Origin of the sequence: Nocardia sp. NPDC005998 (assembly GCF_040614395.1) — a bacterium.
Classification (GTDB): Bacteria; Actinomycetota; Actinomycetes; order Mycobacteriales; family Mycobacteriaceae; genus Nocardia.
The window spans coordinates 37197-53522 of record NZ_JBEXUI010000028.1 but is presented as its reverse complement, the minus strand read 5'-3'; the positions used below and the strand labels follow the sequence as shown (position 1 = coordinate 53522).

Genomic DNA, 16326 nt, shown 5'->3' with positions numbered 1-16326 from the left:
CGGTACAGTCCGAACCATGGTCGAACCGGTGCGGGTACCCGATCTGTCCTCGCGGCCCTATGGGCTCGAGGTCGAGCGCGCGATGGCCGCCTCGCCGCCGGTGCTCTACCGTGCCTGGACCGAGCGGTTCGACCAGTGGTTCGCGGCCCCCGGCTCGGTGCTCATGCGCCCCATCGTGAACGAGCCGTTCTTCTTCGAAACCGAATATGAGGGCATGCGCAGCCCGCACTACGGACGGTTCCTGCGCCTGGTCCCGGACCACCTGGCCGAACTGACCTGGGTGACCGGTGCCGGCGGCACCGAGGGGACCGAGACCGTGGTGACGATCGAATTCACGCCGAAGGATTCCGGCACCCGACTTCGCCTGGCACATGCGGGATTTGCCGACGAGGCCGCCCGCGACCGGCATGCACAGGCCTGGCCGATGGTTCTCGAACAACTCGACCAGCGCACCGCGGAGCCGGTCGAGCGGTAAGCCCACCCGGGCTGGAGCCTTCGAACCCGTCGCAGGCGCGGCGAGGGTAGGTTCGTCTGCGAATCGTGATTCACACATTGTCGAAAGGACTGTGATGCCCACACGTACCGCGCGCACCGCTTGGACCGGCGGCCTTCAGGACGGTTCCGGCCAGGTCGAGCTGGCCAGTTCCGGTGTCGGTAAGTACGACGTCTCCTTCCCCAAGCGCGCTGCCGACGATGCCGACGGCACCACCAGCCCCGAGGAACTGATCGCGGCCGCCCACTCCTCCTGCTTCGCCATGGCCCTTTCGGCGCAGATCGCCAATGCGGGTGGCACTCCCGAGACCCTTGACGTCACCGCCGACGTGACCCTCGGCCCGGATCCCGATGGCGGTTTCCGCATCAACGCCATCAAACTGACCGTCCGCGGCAGGGTCGCCGGCCTGGACGCCGACGGTTTCGCCGCCGCCGCGGCCGCCGCCAAGGCGGGCTGCCCGGTCAGCAAGGCCCTCGCCGGAGTGGACAACATCACCCTCGACGCCGCCCTCGCCTGACTTCCCGGCTCCTCGCACACCGCATAAGGTGTGCGAGGAGCCCAGTGGCTATGCGAGGCCGACCATTTGCCGATTCTGCATCCCCCTCGCGGCAGCCGAACACCCCGGATGGCGGGGTGCTGCTGCGACCAACGGTGCGCGGTCGAATCGCTGACCGTTGTCACCGGACGACGCCAGCAACATCCTGGCCAACTGCGGCTTACGCGCGGTGCCATCGACCCGCAAACAATGGGCATATCCGGCGTCGGCGGCGCTTCCCAACCCAACGCATACGCGTACAGGCGTAGGACGAATATCGTCGGCAGGCCGATGTCCGGCAGGCAGTGTCCGGAGCAGGGTTGGGGCATGAACATTTTCACACAACCCGAGGCCATGACCTTTTTGGCCGATCACTATGACGACCGCTGGCATCCCTGGCCGTTCTTCTGGATCTTTCCATTGCTGTTCTGGATCACCTTCATTGTGATTGTCGTCTTCGCGCGGCGCCCGTTCTGGGGACACCGGAGCGGAATCGATGCGCTGCGTACCGCATTCGCCCGCGGTGAGATCACCGAGGACCAATATCGGACCCGGCTCGCGGTACTTCGCGAACGCGTAGGCAAGCCGCGCGGGGAAAGTCCCACGACTTGAGCTATCGGCCGCCAGCACACCGTCGTCATTCGAACCAATGATCATTCGACCCGATTCACGGGAGACCGCACCATGAGCATGACCTTCGGAATCATCATCACACCCCGTTCGGGTGCCGAATGGGCCCGCGCGGCACGCGGCGCCGAGCAGCAGGGCTACCGCACCATCCTGCTCCCGGACACACTGAACACCCCTTCGCCCTTCCCCGCGCTCGCGGCCGCCGCGGCGGTGACCACCACGGTCCGACTGCGTCCGAGCGTGCTGGCCGCTCCGCTGCGCGCCCCAGCCGTCACGGTGCGGGAAATCGCCGCATTGCAACTGCTTTCGGACCAGCGATTCGAACTCGGCATCGGGTCGGGGCGTCCCGATGCGCGTGCGGAGGCCGAGCAGCTCGGTATGCCTTGGGGTTCGGCGGCCGAGCGCCGTGCGCAACTCATCGCCACCGTGCGGACGGTACGCGAACAGGTCGATCCGCCGCCGCCGATCATCGTCGCCGCGAACGGACCTCGAATGCTCACTGTCGCAGCGGATTTCGCCGATCGGGTACTACTGGCCGCCGGGCCGGAGGCCACCGAGGCCGATCTCGCCGAGATGGTCCGGGTGGTCCGCGACAACACCGATCGCGATGTACGCTTCACCCACCAATTGGTCGGCATCGGCGATGAGCTGCCGTTCTGGCTGAGCAAGCGGCTCGGTCTCTCCGCGGCTGGGCTGCGGGCGGCCGGATCGGCGAGTGTGCTGGACCGCGATCCGGCGACCGTCGCCGAGGTGCTCGAATACCGCAGGGAGAAGTACGGAATCGATGAACTGATCGTCCCGGGCGAACTGGCCGATGCCTTCGCCCCGGCACTGGCCCGGTTCGCGAATTCCACTGTCTAACCGCTGGTGCGCAACGCCGCGGTCGCCAATTCCCGCGGCCGCGGCGTTGCGCTGATATGCGCGCCCGCACCAACCCGGAAACTACTGACCGTCCGGATTCGCCGCTCGCCGTTCGGCATCGGTGAAACCGGCCACCGTCTGTCCGGGCGCGGCCATACTGCGCCGCGCCGAATACGCTGCCGCTGAAGCGAATACACCGGCCGTACCAGCCGGTGTCGCACCGTAGGTGAGCGAGCGACGCGGATCGAAGCCCAGTTCAGAGCCGACGGCCACCGCATCCATATTCGCGCCGAGGAAGACGAAGTCCCAGGCGTACACCTCCTGCTGCTGGGTGATCAGCGCCCGCACCGCAGCATGCGTCCACTCCAGACTGGAATTCTCGTGCCCATCGGTGAGCACCACGACGATCACCGTGCCCGGACGCTCATGCTCGGGCCGGGCGGCGAGTTCGGTGCCGACGTCGGTCACGAGCCGCCCCAGCGCGTCATAGAGCGCGGTACCGCCGCGCGGTTGCAGGCTCAGTGGCGGCACCTCGCCGATGAGCCGATTCGCATAGACCAGTTCGTATTCGGTATCGAATTGCGCGAGCGTCACCAGCGTCGTCTTCGGCACCTTGCGCTGTTCCTCGATGTAGGCATCGAAGCCGCCCTCGGTATCGGATTTGATCGATTGCATGGAACCCGAGCGATCCAGCAGTACGGCGATCAGCGTCAGATCTGAATTTGTCATCCAGCACCCCCGTGATTGTTATTCGATGAACGCTCACCACGGTACGCCGCTGCGCAAACCTGCGAATTCCAGAAAAAATGCCGCCCACCGGAAATCCGGTGGGCGGCATCTTCCAGCCGTACGAGCCTATTCGCTGGCGGCCTCGGCCACGGTGCCTTCGCCCGCACCCGTGAGCACGACCTCCGGCTTCTCCTCCGTCGCGGGCGCCTTGGTCAGCTTCGCCTTACCGGTGAAGGTGAACTTGGCGTTCTCGCCGGAGCCCTCGCCGTCCCAGCCCTCGACGTCGACCACGATGGTCTGACCCGGACCGATCTCGCCGAAGAGGATCTTCTCCGACAGCTGGTCCTCGATCTCGCGCTGGATGGTCCGGCGCAGCGGCCGGGCGCCGAGCACCGGATCGAAGCCACGCTTGGCGAGCAGTGCCTTGCCCTGCGGGGAAAGCTCGATCTCCATGTCCTTGTTCTTCAGCTGCGTGGCGACGCGGCCGATCATCAGGTCCACCATCTCCACGATCTGATCCGTGGTCAGCTGGTGGAAGACGATCACATCGTCGATGCGGTTGAGGAACTCGGGCCGGAAGTGCTTCTTCAGCTCGTCGTTGACCTTGAGCTTCATCCGCTCGTAGTTCGAACCCTCGGCGTTGGACTGGGTGAAGCCCAGGCCGACGGCCTTGGAGATATCCGAGGTACCCAGGTTCGAGGTGAAGATCAGCACGGTGTTCTTGAAGTCGACCGTGCGACCCTGACCGTCGGTGAGACGACCGTCCTCGAGGACCTGCAACAGGGTGTTGTAGATCTCCTGATGTGCCTTTTCGATCTCGTCGAACAAAACGACCGAGAACGGCTTGCGGCGCACCTTCTCGGTGAGCTGGCCGCCCTCTTCGTAGCCCACGTACCCGGGCGGGGCACCGAAGAGCCGAGATGCGGTGAAGCGGTCGTGGAACTCGCCCATATCGATCTGGATGAGCGCGTCGTCGTCGCCGAACAGGAAGTTCGCCAGCGCCTTGGACAGCTCGGTCTTACCGACACCGGACGGACCGGCGAAGATGAACGAGCCCGAGGGACGCTTGGGATCCTTCAGACCGGCACGCGTGCGACGGATCGCCTTGGAGACGGCCTTGACCGCATCCTCCTGGCCGATAATCCGCTTGTGCAGCTCGTCCTCCATGCGGAGCAGACGGGTGGTCTCCTCCTCGGTGAGCTTGAACACCGGAATACCGGTCCAGTTGGCCAGCACTTCCGCGATCTGCTCGTCGTCGACCTCTGCCACGACATCAAGATCACCGGAGCGCCACTGCTTTTCGCGCTCGGCGCGCTTGGCGACCAGCTGCTTTTCCTTATCGCGCAGTCGCGCCGCCTTCTCGAAGTCCTGCGCGTCGATGGCGCTTTCCTTCTCCCGGCGCGCATCGGCGATCTTGTCGTCGAATTCGCGCAGGTCCGGCGGAGCCGTCATGCGACGGATGCGCATGCGCGCACCGGCCTCGTCGATCAGGTCGATCGCCTTGTCCGGCAGGAACCGGTCGTTGATGTAGCGGTCGGCCAGCGTCGCGGCGGCCACCAGCGCACCGTCGGTGATGGACACCCGGTGGTGTGCCTCGTAGCGGTCGCGCAGACCCTTGAGGATATTGATGGTGTGCTCGACCGTCGGCTCACCGACCTGCACCGGCTGGAACCGGCGCTCCAGGGCGGCATCCTTCTCGATGTACTTGCGGTACTCGTCGAGGGTGGTCGCACCGATGGTCTGCAGCTCGCCGCGGGCCAGCTTCGGCTTCAGGATCGAGGCCGCGTCGATGGCGCCCTCGGCGGCACCCGCGCCGACGAGCGTGTGCAGCTCATCGATGAACAGGATGATGTCGCCGCGGGTGTTGATCTCCTTGAGCACCTTCTTCAGGCGCTCTTCGAAGTCACCGCGGTAGCGGCTGCCCGCGACCAGGGAACCCAGGTCGAGGGTGTAGAGCTGCTTATCCTTGAGCGTCTCCGGGACCTCACCGTTGACGATGGCCTGTGCCAGACCCTCGACCACGGCGGTCTTACCGACACCGGGCTCGCCGATGAGGACCGGGTTGTTCTTGGTGCGGCGGCTCAGCACCTGCATGACGCGCTCGATTTCCTTCGAGCGGCCGATGACCGGGTCGAGCTTGCCCTCGAGGGCGGCCTGGGTCAGGTTGCGACCGAATTGGTCGAGCACCAGCGAGGTGGACGGGGTCCCGGCCTCGCCGCGCGAACCGGATTCCACCGGTTCCTTGCCCTGATATCCGGACAGCAGCTGGATGACCTGCTGGCGCACCCGGTTGAGATCGGCACCCAATTTCACCAGCACCTGCGCCGCGACACCCTCACCTTCACGGATCAGGCCGAGCAGAATGTGCTCGGTGCCGATGTAGTTGTGGCCGAGCTGCAGCGCCTCGCGCAGGCTCAGTTCCAGCACCTTCTTGGCACGCGGGGTGAACGGGATGTGACCGGACGGGGCCTGCTGGCCCTGGCCGATGATCTCCTCCACCTGGCTGCGCACACCCTCCAGCGAAATACCAAGGGATTCCAGCGACTTCGCCGCTACGCCCTCGCCCTCGTGGATCAACCCAAGCAGGATGTGCTCGGTGCCGATGTAGTTGTGGTTGAGCATCCGGGCCTCTTCTTGGGCCAGGACAACGACGCGCCTCGCGCGGTCGGTGAACCTCTCGAACATCGCTCCCTCACTCTCCTGCTCCGACATTCTGGCGTCCGACGCTTCTTTGGCGTCAGCCTGCCATGAAGCCCGGGGGTTGCGGCCCCGGCCTCCACTCTAGTTGGCAGGGGATTACGCCGCCTCCAGTCCACCCTATTGGGGACCGGCGACAGCACGGTCATTCACTCATAACGTGCTCGTTGCGGGATACGTTTCCGCTCAGGTTTTGCCCTCAGCGAAATCGCCCTCCGAGCTTCCCAGGCGTGGCGTTAGCCGGTGAACGGCGGCACGTATTCGCACGGCACCTCGCGCGCATGCGCCGGATCGAGGGCATTCAGGACGAAGCGGGCGGCGCGAGGGCTACCCGCGATGGCCAGATGATCGGAGAAGTCGGCGGCGCAGCCGTCCTGCACGACGATGTTCGTGGCATTCGGCCCGGTGACGAAGCCCCCGGTGTAGGGAACGACGACCTCGTCGAGACTGGTCATGATGTTGGTATAGGTGATGCCGGGGACATATACGCCGCCGCTATTGAGGTCGGTCAGGAATGCGGAGTCGCGCAGCAGCTCGATACAGGCCTGGCACAGCGAGCCCACCGTCGCACGGAAGAAGGGTCCGGCCCCGAGCCGGTCGGCGAAGGCCGCAATATCCGCGCTACCGCCCGCATTGGAGCCGAGCCAGGCCGGCGCGAGCGATACATACTTATCGATCTTGTCCGCACCGCCGAGGCGCTTCGCGTAGTAGTTCGGCATGACCGTGCCCTGCGAATGTCCGACCACATCCACCTTGGCCGCTCCGGTCGCCGCGAGCACCCGATCCACGAATGCGCCGAACTGCGCCGCGCTCTGCCCGATCGGCAGCATCCCGCCCACCGCCGAGATCGGCCACGGCAGGTCGTGGGCACCATAGGTCAGCGAGAAGACGCAGTAACCTTCGTTGGCGAGCAGCGGCGCGTAGAGGCCCCAATTGGTCTGCGCACCACCGCCGGTGCCGTGCGCGAGCACCACCGGATTCGGATGCTCGGCACTCGGCTGGCACGACCAGTCGTTCGACCCCGGCAGCGACCCACCATGATTGATCAGCTCATTCGGGATACCCGCGAAAAAGTTGTAGTCGACCGGGTACTCCGCCTGCGCCGGACCGGCCGCGCCGACCCATAGCGCGGCGAGTACGGCGATAACGAGTGCGGACCCTGGAACACGCCGCATGGAGACCTCCAAAATCTGGAACCTGTTCCAGAACGTAGCGCAACTTATAGCCGTCACGGAGGCACTTCGGTCAAGTCGCCAAAGATCGACTACCTGGTCATCTGATTGTGCCAAGCGCAGACGAGCGGGCGGCCGGATCGGAGAAGTTCGTGCGCTACGGCGCACTGCGGCGTTTCCCGGCTTCCAGCTGGTCGCGTTCGGCTGCGTGCCCATTTCGGCGGCCTGCCAGGTCGGTGGTGACCACGGTGTTCGCGCGATTCCCGGCCGCGCCCGACTGCGGCATCGGCGTGACCGGCATCGTCACACCCGAACCAGTGCGTGCGCGATTGCCGTCCCGGTTCCCGCGGCACCCGACAGCCGTTTTCGGCCCGCAGATCGGCCGTCAGGGGCGTTCCCGCGGCCGTGGCGGCTGCATTGCCCACAGCACCGGGCGCATTGACCAGGATGCCGAAATCGGGTGTGCCCGCCGCGCATCGGTCCGCGAGAACGCGCTCCGCCCTCGCGGTTTCGCCAGTTGTCATCGCAAAAACCGCCGCCGGTGGGTCGATCAGTGATCGACCCACCGGCGGCGGTACAGATAGCCAGTAGGAGTACGGCGACCGCGAGGACTGCCTTGGGCATTCGGTTGGCCGGGCGAGCGACTCGGTCGGGTACGAGCCCGGTCCTAGCCGAGGTGCTGCGCCCCCGCCGGGTGCGCGGCGTACTGCCCGGACGCCGACCGAAATGCGTACTGCTGGGCCATAATCGGCGCGCGGTACGGCTGACCTGCGGTCTGCACTCCGGCGGGCACCGGCCGTGCCTGCGAAACCTGCTGGGTAGCAGCCGAACCCGAGGCCTGTGCGCGTCCGTGCTGGATACCGGCAACGAACAGCGCACCGCTCAGCACCAGGAAGGCAAGCGTGTGCAGGATCGCCCGAATGATATTCCAACGCACCCAAGCGGATTCGAAATCGGCGCGCACCTTGGCCAGATCGGCGATCTGAGCCGGATCGCCCGCAGCCGCCAGTTGATCATTGAGCGGCACATTCGATCCGGAGGTGACCGCGAAGGCGATCACATTGAGCGCCAGGGCAATACCGAGCCAGATCAGCGTGGTGCGATGCTCCTTGCCCAGGTGCAGTGCGGCTGCCAGGACGGTGAACCCGACCGTGCCCATGAACCCGATCATGAACCACGGGTTGATGATGACCACGTTGATCTTCTGCATCACGTCGATCATCGCGCGGTCATCGGTGCGATTCAGCGCGGGCATCACCGACGTCGCATAAGCGTAGAAGACGCCCGCGATCAGGCCGGTTGCGAGCGTGGCCGCCACCAGCGCGGCGAGTCGTAGCGCGAACATGAATTTCTCCTGCCTCATAGCCCGGACCTGGTCCCAAATACTCGGTCCGATGATGAGTCAAGTACACCGGTTGCCGTCGAGACCATCCATGGTTGAGAAGCTCGGCCACCTAAGCGAGCGTCCACACCCCGCGGGGAATGGGCTCACAAGTCTCGGTCAGAGATCAATCCGCTCTGCATGGCCAAACCGGCCAGTCGGACCCTTTTCTGATTCTGCGGCAGATTTTCCACGCCGAACTTGGCGAACAGTGCCCGCAGGTGAGTCTTGATCGCATCGACACTGAGGAACAATTCCTCGGCGATCTGCTGATTGGAAGCCGGAGTTGCGAAACCCGCACCGTTCTTATAAGGGCGGCACAGTGCGATGAGCACCGACCGCTGGGTATCGGTCAGCGAGCGCAGCGTGGGAATGGCGCCGGTCGAGGTTCGGGTCGCGTCATCGGCCACGCCCCCGAATTCGTGGAACGAAACCAGCGAGGTGCCGACCCGGATGCGATCGCCCGCCATCAGGCGGCGGCGGCCGACGAGTCGTTCACCGTTGACGAAGGTGCCGTTGCGAGACAGGCCGTCATCGACGATTGTCCAGTGCGCGCCAAGGTATTCGATCGCGGCATGCAGACGCGAGACCTCGGCGTCCCAGCGCAGCGCCAGATCGGCCTGCGGGGAGCGCCCGATGGTGACGCGCTCCTGGTCGGGGGTGAGCATCAGCTCCTGCTGACGACCCGAGTCATCAGTGAATCGCAACAACGATCCGATGAAACCAGTCACTGCGCCGATACCTCATCTCTCCATACCGCCAGTGACGCCCTATGCACAGTTCCATGGTGCCGCGTCCTGGTACCGCGAGCAAGATCGAATCGACTCTCGGCCATCTTCATATCGAAGGCCTATCACAAACGAGCCACCGCCCCGGCGTCGCACGATTCGCCCGGGCGGCGGCCCAATAAATAAGAACTCAGCCCTTCGCGGCCTTGTTGTACGCATCGGTGATGTCAGCCGAGATACGCCCACGCGCGGACACCTTGTGTCCATTCCGGCGCGCCCACTCGCGAATTGCAGCGCTTTGTTCACGATCGATCGAGACCCGGCTCTTCGCAGCACCGGGAGCAGCGACCGCGGCCTTGACCCGGCGCCGACCACTGACGCGCCGAGCACTCGAAACCCACTCTTCCAGCCCGTCGCGCAGCTTTGACGCATTTGCCGACGACAGGTCGATCTCGTACGACACACCGTCGATCGCAAACTCAATGGTCTCGTCCGCGATGGACTCACCATCGACATCGTCGATCAGGCTAACGGTGACCTTCTTTGCCATGAGATGAACGTCCTCTCGAAATCGTGCGACCCGCATACTAGGCCGATTACCCGAGGCAAGAATACCCCGAATTCCGAAAATTCCAAGACGAGGGCCGAGCTATGCAATCCGATCGTCAGCGAGTGACTGGACGCACAATTGGGAACAGTATCGTTTCCCGGATTCCCAATCCCGTCAGTGCCATCAACAAGCGATCGATTCCCATACCGGTACCCGTTGTCGGAGGCATGCCGTGCTCCATCGCGGCAAGGAAGTCCTCATCGAGCACCATAGCTTCGTCATCACCCTGTGCGGCCAACCGCGCCTGATCCACGAACCGCTCACGTTGGATCACCGGATCGACCAACTCCGAATAGCCAGTTGCCAACTCGAAGCCGCGCACATAGAGATCCCACTTCTCGGTAACTCCGGGCTTGCTGCGATGCTGCCTCGTCAGCGGAGATGTCTCCACCGGGAAGTCGCGTACGAAAGTCGGTGCGTAGAGCTTGTCACCATACTGGTGCTCCCACAGTTCTTCGACCAGTTTGCCGTGGCCATAGCCCTTGTCCTCGGGAATTTCCAGACCGACCCGATCGGCAAGCGCTCGCAATTCCTCGATCGACGTTTCCGGTGTCACTGATACGCCAAGTGCGTCGGAGAGCGATGGGTACATCTCCACCGTTGCCCACTCGCCGCGGAGATCGTATTCGGTGCCATCTGCAAGTGTCACCACCTGGGTACCGAAGACCTCTTCGGCAACTTCCTGCACCAATTCCCGAACCATCCGCGCGGAGTCATCGTAGGTGCCGTATGCCTGATACGTTTCGAGCATTGCGAACTCCGGGGAATGTGTGGAGTCCGCGCCCTCGTTGCGGAAGTTCCTGTTGATCTCGAAGACCTGTTCCAGGCCGCCGACCACACATCTCTTGAGGAACAGTTCCGGCGCAATTCGCAGGTAGAGATCCATATCGAGGGCGTTGGAATGGGTGCTGAACGGCCGCGCCGCCGCACCGCCGTGCAGCGTCTGCAGCATCGGTGTCTCCACCTCGAGGAAGCCGCGCCGCTCGAGCGCATTGCGCATCGCGCGCACCACCGCGACCCTGGTCCTGGCCATTTCCCTGGCCTCGGGACGCACGATCAGATCGACATAGCGCTGCCGTACCCGCGACTCCTCGTTCATCTCCTTATGCGCCACCGGCAGCGGCCGCAGGGCCTTGGCCGACATCGACCAGGAATCGGCCATAACGCTCAATTCCCCGGTCTTCGAGGAGATCACCGCACCGTGCACGAAAACGAAGTCACCGAGGTCGACATCGGCCTTCCAGGCCGCGAGCGCATCGGCGCCGACGCCGTTGAGACTGATCATCGCCTGCAGTTTGGTGCCGTCCCCCTCCTGCAGCGTCGCGAAACATAGCTTGCCGGTATTGCGCATGAATATGACGCGGCCGACCACACCGACCTGCAAACCGGTCTGGGTATCCGGCTCCAGCGCCGGATAGGCGGCCCGAATTTCGCCGAGGGTATGTGTGCGCGGCACCACCACCGGATAGGCCTCACCGCCATCGGCGATCAGTCGCTCGCGCTTCTCGCGCCGAATCCGCATCTGCTCCGGAACGTCGTCCGCGGTGGGCGCGGGACGGTTGGTTTGCCCCGCAGGAACCGAACCCGCGGAGCGACCGGATGAAGGCGTGTTCGGGGTGCTCACGTTCAACAACCCTAGCGGGCACCGGAAATCGATTTGCGGGCCGCCCGGGGATGACCGGCCGGGGCCGAATCGACAGCGCCAGGAACGGGCCACAACGGCCCGTTTTCCGGCGTTGTCCGGCAGGCCGAATACCGGGTGCGCACCGGCGCCGGACCGAAAGCCATTGCGCGCTGCTATGTTTCGAGATGGAAGTGGTTTCCGCCCTAATTAGAGCGTTGCCAGCGCCTCGACCTCACGGGCGAAGTGCGGCGCACGGACGCCGACCGCGAGCAGGCTGGCCGCCTTCAAAGCCTGATAGCCGCCGATCACATCGGTGGCCCGATGCAGCCCGAGTTCCTGTAGCGCTGCGGCGGCGAGACTGGAGGTATAGCCCTCCGAGCAGACGATGATCCATTCCACATCGTGATCGGTGGCCAGCGCCAACCGGGCCGAACTCGACGGGTCCAGGCGCCATTCCAGGACATTCCGTTCGATCACCAGCGCACCCGGCAGCGCGCCCTCACGGGCCCGCTGGGCCTGCGGCCGGATATCCACCAGAATCGCGCCCCGGTCGACCGCCTTTGGCGTTTCGAAGGCATAGACGCGGTTCAGGCGGGCCCGTGCGTTCTCGAGCATCTGATCGATGGTCAAACGGGTCATTACATATCACCTTCGGGCTGGTCGGTGAGGACGGTTCGGGTGCGGCGCAAGGTGCCGTGACCGGTCACCTCGTAATAGGACATGGCGGTGAGCGGCGGCGAATAGGCGTGCACGCTGAGGGTGGGATCGAGCGGCCCGACCGATTCAGCCGTGCCGTTTCTGGCGGCCGGCAAGGAGTCGCCGGCGGCGGCCGGTGCGCGCATTACGTCGTGCACCCAGCCGATCGGAAAAGATGCCTGGTCGCCCGCGGTCAGCGTGCGGCGGCGCAGTTCCGTTCCGTTCCAGCGAAATTCCGAGAGCGCGCCACTGAGCACGGTCAGTGCGCCGAGTGATCCGGCGTGGTCGTGCAATTCGGTGGACTTGCCCGGTGTCCAACTGATCAGCCAGACATCGACCTCGTCATCGGCGAGCAGCCGGGTGGCCCAGCGCTCCTCGACGGGCCAAATTCCATTGGCTGGCAACAGATGGTCGTAGCGTCCCGCGAGTACGTCTTCGGCGCCCTCGTCGGTCAGTCGGAGCAAGTCGGCGGGACGCAGGCGGGTGGGTAATGCGGAAGAGACAGCACGATCGAGCGGCGGGGTGGCCGTCAGGGCGCTACGTGCGGAATTGATGGAAAGAACAGAAGAACGCATGAGCGAATCTCCAGGAGTATGTCAACGGTCGAGGGACTTGGTCAGCCTCGATCGGTCGAGGCAGGTCAGCCTCGACAACACTCCTGGGTGCGCACGCGGGAAAACACGGGAGCGAGTGTAGCAGCGCAAAAACCGGCGGCAAAGCGGCCGGTCATGCGCGCGCACCCCGGGTGGGCATATCAACCACCCTTACGGCGCTGATTGCGCTCATAGACCAGGCGCAATCCGGTCAACGTGAGATGCGGCTCATGGTGGTCGATGGTCTCCGATTCCGGCACGATCAACGGTGCGGCGGTGCCGGTCGCGACCACCGCGACATCGTCACCGGCGAACGCGTCGAATTCATCGCGAATCCGATCGATCAGGCCGTCCACCAAACCCGCGAAGCCGAAAATTGCCCCGGATTGGATGGCCTCGACGGTGTTCTTGCCGACCACCGAACGCGGCCGGGCCAACTCGACCCGGCGCAATGCGGCGCGCTCGATCAGCGCCTCACTGGAGATCTCCACACCCGGTGCGAGCACCCCGCCGAGAAACTCACCCTTCGCCGATACCAGGTCAACGGTGGTGGCGGTGCCAAAATCCACGACAATCGCGGCCGTGCCGAAACGATGATGTGCGGCAAGGGTGTTCACGATGCGATCGGCGCCGATTTCCTTGGGATTGTCGACCAGCAGCGGAATACCGGTTCGCACGCCGGGTTCCACCACCACATGCGGTACATGATCCCAATAGCGAGTAAGCATCGATCGGATCTCGCGCAGTACCGGCGGCACCGTGGACAGCGCCGAAACTCCGATGATCTCTTCCACCTGCGCACCGACCAACCCGCGCACCTGCATGGCGAATTCATCGGCGGTCAGCAGCGGATTGGTATGCATCCGCCAGTGCCGTACCAGCTTCGCGTGACTACCACTGCCCGAGAACAATCCGAGCTCGATGCTCGTATTTCGGACATCAATGGTCAGTAGCATCAGACGGTGGTCAGCGAACGCGGGCTGACCAGACCGGAACCATCCGGCGCGTGCGCCGGATCGGCGCCGAGGTCGGTCGGCCGATTGCGCTCGTCGACGAAGACAACCTTCGGCGCGTACTCCTTCAGCTCCTGCTCATCCATCATGCCGTAGGCGATCAGAATGACCAGATCGCCCGGATGTACGAGATGTGCTGCGGCGCCATTGATCCCGATGACACCCGAACCTCGTTCACCGGCGATCACATAGGTCTCCAGGCGGGCGCCATTGTCGATATCGACGATGCACACCTGCTCGCCCTCGAGCAGATCGGCGGCGTCGAGCAGATCCTGGTCGACGGTCACCGAACCGACGTAGTGCAGATCGGCGTGGGTCACCGTGGCGCGATGGATCTTCGACTTCATCATGGTGCGCAACATCGCTGTCGCCTTTCCTAAATGTTGGCCTTGGCAGGCTGGGAGTCGGTCGCGGCGGCGCGCGGATCGGGAAGTGTGGGATGGCCGCCATCGACGGGTGCGCCGAGTGCGACGGCGGTGTTGTCGATCAGGCGGGTGGCGCCGACCTTGGCGGCGACGAGCAGCCGCGCATTGCCGTTCGCCGGCGCCGGTCCGAGTGTGGACGAGCGCAGTTCGAGGTAATCGACATCGACACCGGGGGCGGCGTCGAGCACCGCACGCGCGGCCGTGAGCACGGCATCCGCGCCGAGTGCGCCCGCATGCCGCCCCGCGGCCAGCGCCGCGGACAGGGCCAGCGCCGATTCGCGCTGCGCCGCATCCAGATACCGATTTCGGGAGGAGAGCGCGAGTCCGTCGGGTTCGCGAACCGTCGGCAGCGCGACGATCCGCACATCCATATTCAGATCGCGCACCATCTGCCGGATCAGCGTGAGCTGCTGATAGTCCTTTTCACCGAAGAACGCCTCGGTCGGGCGCGCGATATTCAGCAGCTTGGCGACCACGGTCAGCATGCCCGCGAAATGCGTTGGACGGCTGGCGCCTTCGAGCTCGGCGCCGATCGGGCCGGGGTGCACGGTAGTGCGCGGGCCGTCCGGGTACATATCGGACGCGCTCGGCGCGAATACCAGCTCCACACCCTCCGCGCGCAAGAGCTCCACATCGGCGTCGAGGGTGCGCGGGTACTTGTCCAGATCCTCGTTCGCGCCGAACTGCAGGGGATTGACGAAGATCGAGACGATGACCACCTGATTGGTCCGCTTGGCCCGGCGCACGATCTCGAGGTGCCCTTCGTGCAGCGCGCCCATCGTCGGCACCAGTCCGACCGTGCGTCCGACACCGCGCAAGGCCTTCGAGACCGCGGCGATCACCTCGGGATCGTGGTGCACGGTCAGCTCACCGCGCCGGTAGGCGCTGGGCCCGATTTGGCGCTCGCGGGGCCCTACGTGGTTACGCACGCTGCCGCCTCCGGACCCGTCGCTCACACCGGGCAATTTCGGATCCACTATCGGCCTCCTTCCAGCAGCTCGATCAGAGCCGGATTGGTCTTCGCGCGCTCGGCCGTGCGCAGCGACATGGCACGATAGCCCGCGGCCAGCCGGGTATCGACGGCCGCCAGAGCGGCCAGATGCGCCGCGACGGCATCCGCGTCGCCACGCGCCACCGGACCGGTCAGCGCGGTCTGCCCGCGGCGCAGCGCGTTGTCGAGTGCGGCCGAGGCCAAGGGGGCGAGCAATCGCTCGGCCAGACCGTTGGGCTGATCATCGACGATCTGCTGGCCGAGCAGACCGGGACCCGCGAGCGCGGCGCGCAATGTGTCCACCGCGTCCAGGATCACCGTGACCAGGTGATTACTGCCGTGCGCGAGTGCGGCGTGATAGAGCTGGCGATTCTCTTCCTGCACCCGGACCGGCTCGCCGCCCATCTCGATCACCAGCGATTGCGCGATGGCGAAACCGATCTCGTCGGCGGCGGTAATGCCGAAGCAGGCGTTGCCGAGCCGGGCGACATCCTCATCGTGTCCGGTAAAGGTCATCGCCGGATGGATGGCCAGCGGCAGTGCGCCGCGCTCGGCCAGCGGAGCCAGCAGGCCGACGCCATTGGCGCCGGAGGTGTGCGCGACGATCGTGCCCGGCCGGACCACACCAGCGGAGGCCAGACCGCGCACCAGACCGGGCAATTCGGCATCGGGCACGGCCAGCAGCAGCAGTTCGCTGCGGGCGGCCACCTCCTCGACGGGCAGGATCTCCGAATCCGGAAGTCGAGTGCGCGCCCGGTGCACGGAGGCATCGGATATGGCAGCGACGCCGAACACCACGTGTCCGGCTCGCTCCAGTGCCGCGCCAAGGGCAGAGCCGACGCGTCCCGCCGAGACGATTCCCACCGTCAGGCGTGCGGGCGCGGGGTCACCCGAGGCAGAGTTGTCAGGGTTGACGCTTCTCGAGGTCAACGTTGTCCTCTCGATGTCGTTCCAGTCCCGGGCAAGCGGGTACCAGACGTTACGTCCCGAGGATATCGGCCGATGCTGCACCGATGCCACGGGGCACCCGCGTGATCTACAACGCAGTGTTGAATTTGCCGCGCCTGCGGCGCGGCGTGTTCGCGGCCCTGAATGTCAGCATCGCGTAGCGATTCGATGAGGGGTGGTGGTCGGGCGACGGGTGGGCC

18 protein-coding genes are annotated in these 16326 nt (G+C 65.1%); 4 read left to right on the top strand and 14 right to left on the bottom strand.

The window, feature by feature from the left end; translation table 11 throughout:
* The first annotated feature begins 16 nt into the window (after positions 1-16).
* The 4 genes from ABZ293_RS29515 to ABZ293_RS29500 all read left to right on the top strand — a co-directional run bounded on the left by ABZ293_RS29515 (position 17) and on the right by ABZ293_RS29500 (position 2519).
* Positions 17-475: an SRPBCC domain-containing protein gene (locus ABZ293_RS29515; RefSeq protein WP_355185917.1), complete on the top strand. Its 459-nt coding sequence runs from the start codon at positions 17-19 to the stop codon at positions 473-475.
* Positions 476-569: 94 nt separating this feature from the next.
* The gene (locus ABZ293_RS29510; RefSeq protein ID WP_355185915.1) at positions 570-1010 is read left to right on the top strand and encodes an OsmC family peroxiredoxin; all 441 of its coding nucleotides are present in this window, start codon (positions 570-572) and stop codon (positions 1008-1010) included.
* A gap of 345 nt (positions 1011-1355) precedes the next feature.
* Positions 1356-1640, top strand: a complete 285-nt coding sequence (locus tag ABZ293_RS29505; protein ID WP_355185913.1) for a hypothetical protein — start codon at positions 1356-1358, stop codon at positions 1638-1640.
* 72 nt (positions 1641-1712) lie between these two features.
* Complete coding sequence (locus ABZ293_RS29500; RefSeq protein ID WP_355185911.1) at positions 1713-2519, top strand: LLM class flavin-dependent oxidoreductase; 807 nt, start codon at positions 1713-1715, stop codon at positions 2517-2519.
* A gap of 81 nt (positions 2520-2600) precedes the next feature.
* Here the strand turns inward: ABZ293_RS29500 and ABZ293_RS29495 are convergent, their stop codons facing one another.
* From ABZ293_RS29495 to ABZ293_RS29430, 14 genes are all read right to left on the bottom strand, one after another.
* Positions 2601-3248, bottom strand: a complete 648-nt coding sequence (locus tag ABZ293_RS29495; RefSeq protein ID WP_355185909.1) for a vWA domain-containing protein — start codon at positions 3246-3248, stop codon at positions 2601-2603.
* Positions 3249-3374: 126 nt separating this feature from the next.
* On the bottom strand, positions 3375-5933 hold the full coding sequence (locus ABZ293_RS29490) for an ATP-dependent Clp protease ATP-binding subunit (RefSeq protein WP_355185907.1): 2559 nt from the start codon (positions 5931-5933) through the stop codon (positions 3375-3377).
* 248 nt (positions 5934-6181) lie between these two features.
* Positions 6182-7120: an alpha/beta fold hydrolase gene (locus tag ABZ293_RS29485; RefSeq protein ID WP_355185906.1), complete on the bottom strand. Its 939-nt coding sequence runs from the start codon at positions 7118-7120 to the stop codon at positions 6182-6184.
* Between the two features lie 154 nt (positions 7121-7274).
* Entirely contained in the window at positions 7275-7424 is a 150-nt protein-coding gene (locus ABZ293_RS29480) for a hypothetical protein (RefSeq protein WP_355185904.1), read from the bottom strand.
* Between the two features lie 360 nt (positions 7425-7784).
* The gene (locus ABZ293_RS29475) at positions 7785-8462 is read right to left on the bottom strand and encodes an anthrone oxygenase family protein (RefSeq protein WP_355185902.1); all 678 of its coding nucleotides are present in this window, start codon (positions 8460-8462) and stop codon (positions 7785-7787) included.
* A 143-nt stretch (positions 8463-8605) separates the two neighbouring features.
* Complete coding sequence (locus ABZ293_RS29470) at positions 8606-9166, bottom strand: FHA domain-containing protein (RefSeq protein WP_354961713.1); 561 nt, start codon at positions 9164-9166, stop codon at positions 8606-8608.
* 250 nt (positions 9167-9416) lie between these two features.
* Positions 9417-9776 (bottom strand): Lsr2 family protein, encoded by a 360-nt coding sequence (locus ABZ293_RS29465; protein WP_354961709.1) that lies wholly within the window; start codon positions 9774-9776, stop codon positions 9417-9419.
* A gap of 115 nt (positions 9777-9891) precedes the next feature.
* Positions 9892-11358, bottom strand: coding sequence for a lysine--tRNA ligase (gene lysS / locus ABZ293_RS29460; protein WP_355186030.1), 1467 nt, complete (start codon positions 11356-11358; stop codon positions 9892-9894).
* Between the two features lie 309 nt (positions 11359-11667).
* A complete protein-coding gene (locus tag ABZ293_RS29455; protein ID WP_354961711.1) occupies positions 11668-12090 on the bottom strand; it encodes a rhodanese-like domain-containing protein in 423 nt (140 codons plus the stop codon).
* 8 nt (positions 12091-12098) lie between these two features.
* Positions 12099-12731: a cysteine dioxygenase family protein gene (locus ABZ293_RS29450; protein ID WP_355185900.1), complete on the bottom strand. Its 633-nt coding sequence runs from the start codon at positions 12729-12731 to the stop codon at positions 12099-12101.
* A gap of 179 nt (positions 12732-12910) precedes the next feature.
* Positions 12911-13705 carry a type III pantothenate kinase gene (locus tag ABZ293_RS29445; protein ID WP_355185898.1) on the bottom strand — a complete coding sequence of 265 codons (795 nt, stop codon included), beginning with the start codon at positions 13703-13705 and terminating at the stop codon, positions 12911-12913.
* Positions 13705-14124: an aspartate 1-decarboxylase gene (panD, locus tag ABZ293_RS29440; RefSeq protein WP_354961706.1), complete on the bottom strand. Its 420-nt coding sequence runs from the start codon at positions 14122-14124 to the stop codon at positions 13705-13707. The genes ABZ293_RS29445 and panD overlap by 1 nt, the downstream gene beginning before the upstream one ends.
* 14 nt (positions 14125-14138) lie before the next feature.
* The gene (panC, locus tag ABZ293_RS29435) at positions 14139-15116 is read right to left on the bottom strand and encodes a pantoate--beta-alanine ligase (protein WP_355185897.1); all 978 of its coding nucleotides are present in this window, start codon (positions 15114-15116) and stop codon (positions 14139-14141) included.
* Positions 15117-15163: 47 nt separating this feature from the next.
* Positions 15164-16108, bottom strand: coding sequence for a DUF2520 domain-containing protein (locus tag ABZ293_RS29430; RefSeq protein ID WP_355185895.1), 945 nt, complete (start codon positions 16106-16108; stop codon positions 15164-15166).
* Between the last annotated feature and the right edge of the window lie 218 nt (positions 16109-16326).